The sequence below is a fragment of the Dokdonella sp. genome (assembly GCF_049593775.1).
Taxonomy (GTDB): Bacteria; Pseudomonadota; Gammaproteobacteria; order Xanthomonadales; family Rhodanobacteraceae; genus Dokdonella.
In genome coordinates this window covers 1-8110 of record NZ_JBAWHJ010000302.1, presented here as the reverse complement: position 1 = coordinate 8110, position 8110 = coordinate 1, and the positions used below count along the sequence as shown (strand labels likewise).

General features: G+C 62.0%; 7 protein-coding genes. All 7 read right to left on the bottom strand.

Annotation, left to right across the window (positions count from 1 at the left end; genetic code table 11):
- Window positions 1-231 (bottom strand): efflux RND transporter permease subunit (locus WBP53_RS10625; RefSeq protein WP_423928713.1); only part of this gene is annotated, 231 nt, incomplete at its 3' end.
- 89 nt (window positions 232-320) lie between these two features.
- Entirely contained in the window at window positions 321-1487 is a 1167-nt protein-coding gene (locus tag WBP53_RS10620) for an efflux RND transporter periplasmic adaptor subunit (RefSeq protein ID WP_423928711.1), read from the bottom strand.
- Window positions 1488-1599: 112 nt separating this feature from the next.
- Window positions 1600-3150: an efflux transporter outer membrane subunit gene (locus WBP53_RS10615; protein WP_423928709.1), complete on the bottom strand. Its 1551-nt coding sequence runs from the start codon at window positions 3148-3150 to the stop codon at window positions 1600-1602.
- A 255-nt stretch (window positions 3151-3405) separates the two neighbouring features.
- Complete coding sequence (locus WBP53_RS10610) at window positions 3406-4038, bottom strand: hypothetical protein (RefSeq protein WP_423928707.1); 633 nt, start codon at window positions 4036-4038, stop codon at window positions 3406-3408.
- Between the two features lie 10 nt (window positions 4039-4048).
- Window positions 4049-4633 (bottom strand): hypothetical protein, encoded by a 585-nt coding sequence (locus WBP53_RS10605; protein WP_423928705.1) that lies wholly within the window; start codon window positions 4631-4633, stop codon window positions 4049-4051.
- Window positions 4634-4767: 134 nt separating this feature from the next.
- Window positions 4768-7449, bottom strand: coding sequence for a protein kinase domain-containing protein (locus WBP53_RS10600; protein WP_423928703.1), 2682 nt, complete (start codon window positions 7447-7449; stop codon window positions 4768-4770).
- A complete protein-coding gene (locus WBP53_RS10595) occupies window positions 7439-7993 on the bottom strand; it encodes an ECF-type sigma factor (protein ID WP_423928701.1) in 555 nt (184 codons plus the stop codon). Before WBP53_RS10595 ends, WBP53_RS10600 begins: the two co-directional genes overlap by 11 nt.
- Window positions 7994-8110: the final 117 nt, after the last annotated feature.

The following is an 8110-nucleotide window of genomic DNA, read 5'->3' as shown; positions in this document are numbered from 1 at the left end:
GATACCCTGGGCCTGAGCGACTGCCGATTCCAGTGGCTGGGTGATAAAGCCCGCGACCGTCTGCGCATCGGCTCCGTAGTAGACCGTGGTGACGGTGACCACGGCATTTTCTGTCTTCGGAAACTGGCGCACGCTCATGTCCAGCACCGAGCGAAGCCCGAGTACGAGGATGATCAGGCTGATGACGATGGCCCAGACCGGCTTGTTGATGAAGGTGTCAGTGAATTTCATGGGTGTTCGCTTGGTTTGCGCGGATGAGGCGCGGTGATTGGCGACAACGGGTGTTCAAGCTTTCATGTCGCCAGGTCCGCACCGTGCTTTCACTTTTCCTGTGGCGTCGGCGCTGCGTCGTCTGGAGGCGCCGTGCTGGTATCGATGATCAACGGTGTGCCGTTCTTGATCTTGAGCTGGCCGCTGGTGACGACTTCATCGCCTTCCTTGATGCCGCTGAGCACGGCAATCTGGTCGCCCCGCTTGGCACCGGTGGTCACGAACACCGACTGTGCCGTGGGCATTTCCGGCTTGCCTTTTTCATCCTTCTTGCCTGACCGCTTGACCAGGAAGACGGTTTCGCCATAAGGATTAAAGGTGATTGCCGACTGCGGCAAGGTCAGGTTGGGCTTCTGCTCGCCGACCTGGACCGCGACCCTGGCAAACATGCCCGGCTTCAGCAGTTCATCCGGATTCGGCACGCTCGCCTCGACCTGGGCGTTTCGCGTACCTGGATCGAGTTTCGGGCTGATTGCGGTGATTTCGCCAAGGAAGGGATGATCGGGGAACGAGTCCAGTGACAGCACGGCGGCCTGGCCGGTCTTGATCTCGCCGAGCTTGTCCTGTGGCACATTGAGGTCAACCAGGATCGGATCGAGTTGCTGCAAGGTGACGACCGCGTCACCGACTCTCACGTAGCTGCCCGGTGTGATGCTGATAATTCCGATGCGACCGCTGAAGGGTGCGCGCAACTGGCGCTTGTCGATCAATGCCTGCTGCTGACTGATACCGGCCTGGGCGGCCTTGTAGTTTGCCTCTGCCGTGTCGACTTCAGCCTGGCTTATGCCCTTGTAGGAAAGCTGCTTGCGCGCACGATCCAGATTGAGCTTGAGCAAGGCTGCATTGGCTTCAAGCTGGCGACGTTCGGCAATGATGTCGTCGGCGTTCAGTTCGATCAGCAACTGACCTTTCTCGACCTGCTGGCCCGACTTGGCCTTGACCGCAGTCACCACGCCGCCGACATCGAAGGCGAGGTCCGCGCCTTGCACTGCACGCAGGGATCCGACGCTGTTCTGCTCGGGCTGCCAGAGCTGCGTCCCGACCTTCATCGAGGTCACGGTCTGCGGTTGCACCGGCATGTTGGCGGCAGCGTTCTGCCCCATCATCTTGCCAACGATATTCCAGGCAATCAGCACTGCCAGGAATCCGCCGACAAGCGCGATCATCAGGATCATGCGTTTGGTCGTGCTGGGTTTGCGTTCGTTGCGCGAGTTCATGCGCATTCCTCATGGGTCGATGGGTTGGCAACGGCAACAGGCACGATGGCCGGCTTCCGATGCGTAGGGATGTGTGATGGGCGGTGCTTGAAGGAGTCGCGGCGGCAATGCGTCATTGGGGCGACTCCGTGCCGACGGTGTCCTGTGCGATTGGCTCTCCAGCGCTGAAATTGCCACCGAGTGCGGTGTACATCGCAGCCGTGTCGGCGAGTCGATTGGCGCGCGCCTCGATGAAAAGAACCCTGGATTGTTCAAACAGGCGGGATTCGATCAGCACCTGCAAGTATTCAATCGAGCCGTCTTCGTATTGTCGGCGGGCGATGGCCAGGCTCTCGGCGGTTGCCTCCAGGGCGGCCGCACGCGAGGCAAGGCTTTCGGCATCCAGTTCAAGTGCGCGCAGGCTGTCTGCGACATTCTGGAAGGCGGTCAGCACGGTGCTCCGATAGTCTGCCGAAGCCTGGTCGAGGCCGGCCTCGGCCGCGCGCTTCTGTGCGCGCAGGCTGCCGCCACGAAAGATCGGCTGCAGCAAATTCAAGCCCAGGCTCCAGGCCTCAGTGCTGCCGCCAAACAGATCCCCCCGCTCAAGAGCCTGCGAACCGAGTGAGGCCGACAGCACGATGTTGGGGAACAGGTTGGCCGTGGCGATGCCTACCGCTGCCGTGGCCTGGTGCAGGTTGGCTTCGGCTGCCAGCACGTCGGGGCGCGTGCGTACCACGGCCGATGGCAGGCTGACCGGTATCTCCAGCGGCAACTGCAGATCTTCCAGAGTCAGTTCGGCGAATTCGGCCTCCGAAGGGAACTGGCCGAGATATACAGCTAATTGTGTCTGGGTCTGATTGAGCAACTTTTTCAGAGTCGGCAACTGGGCGCGTGCGGCGGCAACCTGGCTGCGCGCGAACAGGACTTCACCCTGCGATTTGACGCCGGTGTCGTACTGCCGTTCGGTCAATTCGAACTGTTCCTGATAGACGCGCGTGATCTCTTCATTCGCGCGAATCTGGCCGCGCAAGGACGCTTCGCGAATGCTCGTGGTGACCACGTTGGCAGCCAGGCTCAGAAAAGTGCCCTGCAACTGGTAGCGCTGGATGTCGGCGTAGGCGCCCTGGGCCTCGACCGAACGGCGCACTCCGCCGAAGAGATCAAGTGTATAACCCACATCGACAGATGCGTTGTAGACCGTATAGGGCGAAGCCGAACCGGATACCGGCCCGCTGGCCAGCGGATTCTGTTGCCGATTGCTGCCCGCTACCGCGTCAACCGACGGAAACAACCCGCCTCGGGTAACGTCGGTCTGCGCCTGCGCCTGGCGCAGCGCGGCCTGCGCCGAAGCGATGTCCGGGCTGTTGGCCAGAGCCTGCTCGACACGCCGATTCAATTCCGCGCTGGCAAAGGCCTCCCACCAGCGTGCCGGGACCTGCGCACCCTCGACCAGGCGCTGCGCCGCACCCGTCGGAGCCTCGGCTGAAGCCGTGGAAACGGGCAGGTCATCGGCGCGGTAACCTGCCTGTTCGGGCAGGACCGGCGAGCGGAAGTCCGGGCCGACTGCGCAACCCGTGAAAAGAGTCACTGCAGCGACCAGCAAGCCGGTTTGCCATAACCGCTGTGAAAAAAGCGCTCCCGGGCCAGATCGCTGGATCTGGGGGAGCGCGCTGTGAGAGTTCATGCCTGAATCCGTTAATTCAAAACCCGTGAGTACAATAATAAGGGCGACGGGTTTGCCAAACAAGCTCCATAAGTCACGGAAGCTGACCTGCTCGTTCAGATTCGAGCCGAATCCGGCCGGGATTTCGGGGTCCATCTGGTCACGATGTTGGCCCGGTCGCCTCGGCGGGCACGACGCGGCAGGCAACGGCCCACCTCAGGCGGGGAGGGCCAGATCCGGATGCCCTGGAGGCGGAAATCATCGCGTTTCGACCATCTAGAGCGGGGTGAAGTCGAAATCGTCAGCGAAAATGCGATCCGTGATCGGCGCATCGTAGGCGATGCGCACACCGCAAAATCGCAGCGTACTGTCGTTCTGGGTACCGAGGTTGGCGACCACGTTGATTGCGGCTGTGGCCGGGTTGACCTCGTAGCTGATCGCCGGCGACAACGTCGTGTTGAAGCCACCGCTAGTTTCCGAGCCGACGCTGGTGAGCTGGCTGAAGTTGCCGACACCGTTATAAGTGTAGATGAACGCCGTCACCGAGCTGCTCGCATTGTCGTAGAAGTACAGGCGCAAGAAGCGCACCACCGAGCCCGCCGGCAGCACTACCTTGTGCGTGAACAAGGAGCCGGCACCGCCCGTCTTCGAGATGCACCCGGCACCCGGATAGCTATAGGTGGTCGTGGTGTCAAATGGGTGAAAGGCCGCACCTGCAATCTGCAGGTAGCGGAAAAGTACACCTGCGGGTTGATCCGCCTGAGCTGATTGAGGTGCCGCTGGCTCAATCGGCTGGCCTGCAGATGCCGCGGTGACTGGCAATGTGGAGATTCCGGCCAGCAGCCCGAGCAACGCGCATGAAAATGCTTTCTTGCGGATCACGGGAGGTGTCTTGATGTCGATTGTCATGATCCCCTCCCTACGGCGAATACAAAAGACGAATACCGCAAAGTCGCGTTCCGGTTTCCGTCGATCCGAGCAGTGCATAAGACTGATTGGCGTTGTCGACGGTGGCCGGGGTTGCGAGCGGGAAGTATTCGCTCGTATAGCCGGTGCTTTCTGTCGACGTTACGAACAGCAAATCAGTGGTTCCTCCGTCACCGGTGTAGGTGGCAACTCCCGCACGAACGCGATTCCCTGCCACGGGGGAGTAGTAGTAGAGACGCAGGCCCTGGATCACGGCGTTGGTCGGCAATTCCAGGCTCGTAAGAAGGTAACCACTGGCGACGGTTAAGCTGGAGATGGTTGAACAGCCGCCCCCAGGATAGGTTACGGTCGCGCTGCTGTCGCGCGGCGTAAAGGCAGAGCCCGCGACAAAGAGATAGGCACTTGCGCCCAGCAATTCGGCTGCGCCATCCGCCGCCTGGTCTGCTCCCGGTAGATGGGTGTAGTTGAAGTTCTGCGCCGGCGGGAACCCGTCGGTCGTCGCTTCGGATGCGAACGCGGGCAGGCAAGCGGCGCCAAGCGCCACTGCAATTGAAATACCAAACCATTTTCTGATCATGTTGTTCTCCCTCTGAGTGCAAGCACAGACCGAACGCCGAAATGGCATTGGCGCCATTGGGCGATTCGGCCGCATACAGAGGCATACGAGATCGGGCAGCCAACCGTGTCAATCAGGGTCGCACGCTGCTGGGGTCAATCGAGGTGATCCAGCCGCAGGCGCATGGCACGCACGGAACTGGCATCGCTGCTCGCGCCCAGCTTGATCAGGGCGTCGATCGCGTTTGAATAGTGTTCGCGCGCTTGTGCAGGGTTGCCGTTGCGCTCTTCGTGTTCGGCGATCGCGCGCTCGATTCGCCACCATTGCGGATGATGAGTGGATTCACCCTCTTCAGCGAATACGAGAGCTCGCTCGAATGCGGCGGTTGCGGTCGGCCCATGGCTCTGCAAGGATTCCAGCGTGCCGAACAGGTTCTGCCGAAGCAGGTTCTGCACCGTCGTCAGTTTCAGGGATTCGGCTTCGGCCAATGACTCCGCTTCGTCGAAGCGCAGCTGTGCCTCATTGTTGCGCCCGAGGTCAAGCGCAATCCGGGTGCCAATCAGCAACAGGTCGTAGACTTCACGAGCATTTCCAGCCGTGCGTACAATCTCGCGCGCTTGCAACCACTCCTTGTCAGCACGCGGATCCGCGCTGACTTCCGCTCGGACCAGGGCCAGATGCCGAAGCGCGATGCCGGTGCGGCGATCATCAGCGCCGAACTGCTCGCTGGCAAGCGCGAACGCCTGCTCAAGCAAGGGTAGCGCGCGCACCGGGTCACCGAGATCGCGCAGCAGAATGCCGCGATTGTGCAGGAACGCAGCGAATGCGGGCGAGTGATCATCGCCGAGTTGACGGTAGATCGGCTCAGCCAACTGGTACGCCGCGTTGGCCTCGGCCAGTCGATTGGCGCGGCGCAAGGAACTACCAAAATTGTTGTGGGCGCGAGCTCGAAGGCGCGTTGATCCTGGATAGAGCCTATCGGCGAGATCGACCGCACGACTCTGGTGCTTGAACGATTGCTCGCTCTTGCCCAGGCGTTCATAGGCGGCACCCAACGCTTCTTCAAGCTCGAGTTCCGTGGCCGGCGCCAGCGGCTGTTCTGAAAAATGCGTTTTTGCCTCAATGACGAGCGCAAGCTTGTCTGCGGGCTCGGATACCAGGCTTGCCTGGCCTAGTAGCAGCTCGCCGCGCTGGGTCGGCGTGTAAATCGAATCCTGCCTGTCGAGCTCCACGGCAAGTCGACTGATCGCCTCCTCGGTCCGACCACTGTTCTGCATGGCGTAAGTCCAGCCCGTCAACGCGGAAACACGAAATGCAGGGTCGCGTGGGTGGAGTTCCAATGCCTCGTCGAACAGTTTGACCGCCTTGCCGGATTCGCCTTCGGCATTGGCCAGCGTGGCCCGGTCCAGACGAACCTGGGCCATCAATCGGGTTTCACCGCTGCGCTCGGCACTCTGCGAAGCGGCGTCGAGAAGTGCGTGTGCCTGCTCGTACTCTCCGAGTGCCGTATCGATATGCCCGAGCAGCGTGGCCATCTCGGCGTGCAATTCGGGACGATCCGAAAACTCAGGCAGACGCGCAGCGCCGAGCGCTACCAGGGCCGAGACGCGCAGGTCCTCGCCACCGGTCTGTTCGCGATTGCCCGCCTCGAACAGGGAAAAGAGAAACGTCCGGCTGGCTTCCGCGCGCTCGGATTGGCGCATCGCTTCCTGCGCCTGCAGCGTGGCGCGTCGCGCCTGCCACTGGGTGGCGACGAGGCCAGCTACGAGCACGACCAGCACGGCCGATGCGGCGGCCACCCAGCCACGGCGCCGACGCAAGAACGCGCGTAAGCGGTAGCTGGCACTGTCCGGGGTTGCACGCACGGCGTAGCCAGACATCAGGCGATGCAGATCCTCGCCCAAGGCACGCGCATCGGGATAGCGCCTCTCCGGTTCGGTGCGCGTGGCCATGCCGATGATGTTGACCAGATCGGACGGTGGCGCCGCGCAGTCCGCACAAAGGTCGCGCAGGATCACGCCCAGCGCGTAAACATCGGTCGCCGTGGTGATCGCAGAGCCTTCGATCTGTTCCGGAGCAGCGTAGTAGGGAGTCATCGCGCGCAATCCGGTGCCGGTCGACTTGTCATCGGCATCAAGCAGTTTGGCGATGCCGAAATCGAGCAACACCGGAACGCCTTCATCGCTGACGAGTATGTTGGCCGGCTTCAGGTCGCGATGCACGAGCAGGTTCTGATGCGCGTGGGCGACGGCATCACAAATCTGTTCGATGAGACGCACCCGATCGCGCCAGTGCAAGTCCTGCTCACGGCAGTAGCGATCCAGGTCACGTCCCTCGATCAGTGGCATGACCAGGAACGGCGAGCCGTCCTCGCTGACGCCGCCATCGATCAGGGCAGCAATATGCGGATGGCGCAAGCGCGCGAGCACTTGTCGCTCCTGCTCGAAACGGCCGACGCCTTGCGAACCGAGTGCGGCCATGCCGAGCAGTTTCAGTGCGGCAACCTGTTCGAAATCGACGTCGCAGCGGCGCGCCTTGTAGACCAGCGACATGCCGCCACGGCCGATTTCCTCGATCAACTTCCAGTCGCCGACGCGGCGACCAGCGAGGCTGTTGAGCGGAGCAGATGGGGACTCATCTCGATCAACGCGATCAAGCACGGACGGCAGCCCGTCGGCGCTGGCCTGCTCGGCGATCAATCGTTCCAGCGCTGCGCGCGCAGCCGGTGACATCGCTTGCTGTGTCAGCCATTCTGTTCGTTGCTCCAAAGGCCGATCCAGCCAGTCTCTGAACAGGAGATCAGCCGTTCGCCAGGCTTGCAGGCGTTCAGAGTCCATCGGCACTCAGGCGCAGTTGCAGCAGTGAGCGGGCACGCTCCCAGTCGCGCGTAACCGTGCGCAGCGAGACGCCACGCAATTCGGCGATGACCGGCATCGACAAGCCAGCGAAATAGCGCAGCTCGACGAGCTCGCGTAGTTCCGGGTTGATGCGATCAAGATCATCAAGGGCGAGATCAAGATCAGGCAGCCCAACCGCGGGCGCTTCGGCATCACAATGGCCGAGTGTCACCTGCTCAAGGCCGGCGCCGCGCTTTTCGGCGTTGGCGCTGCGCGCGTTGTCAACCAGGATCTGGCGCATGGCCAACGCCGCACAAGTAAAAAAGTGGCGTCGGTTGGTCAGAGACAGTTGGTCCGAGCCGGAAAGCTTGAGAAAGGCCTCATGCACCAGCGCTGTCGCCCCGAGTGTGTCACCGGAACAGAGCTGACCCACGCGCGCGCGGGCGATGCGCTTGAGGTCAGCGTACAAACGCTCGAACACGGGGCCGAGATCCGGCGCCTCGCGGCCCTCCTGCGCTCTCAAAAGTTCAGTGATCTCAGCCACGAGGGCCTCCTGCGATACCTGGCCACAGTCTATTGCAAATGGCGGGCACTCCAAGCCACACCGAGCCACAGCAGATTTGTCCTTCGCACACAGCTCGAGCCCTTGGTGGAATTGGGC

Excerpts from the sequence above, each read along its gene's own strand:
- WBP53_RS10620 (WP_423928711.1), bottom strand. The coding sequence starts at position 1,487 with ATGAACTCGCGCAACGAACGCAAACCCAGCACGACCAAACGCATGATC.
- WBP53_RS10615 (WP_423928709.1), bottom strand. The coding sequence starts at position 3,150 with ATGAACTCTCACAGCGCGCTCCCCCAGATCCAGCGATCTGGCCCGGGA.
- WBP53_RS10610 (WP_423928707.1), bottom strand. The coding sequence starts at position 4,038 with ATGACAATCGACATCAAGACACCTCCCGTGATCCGCAAGAAAGCATTT.
- WBP53_RS10605 (WP_423928705.1), bottom strand. The coding sequence starts at position 4,633 with ATGATCAGAAAATGGTTTGGTATTTCAATTGCAGTGGCGCTTGGCGCC.
- WBP53_RS10600 (WP_423928703.1), bottom strand. The coding sequence starts at position 7,449 with ATGGACTCTGAACGCCTGCAAGCCTGGCGAACGGCTGATCTCCTGTTC.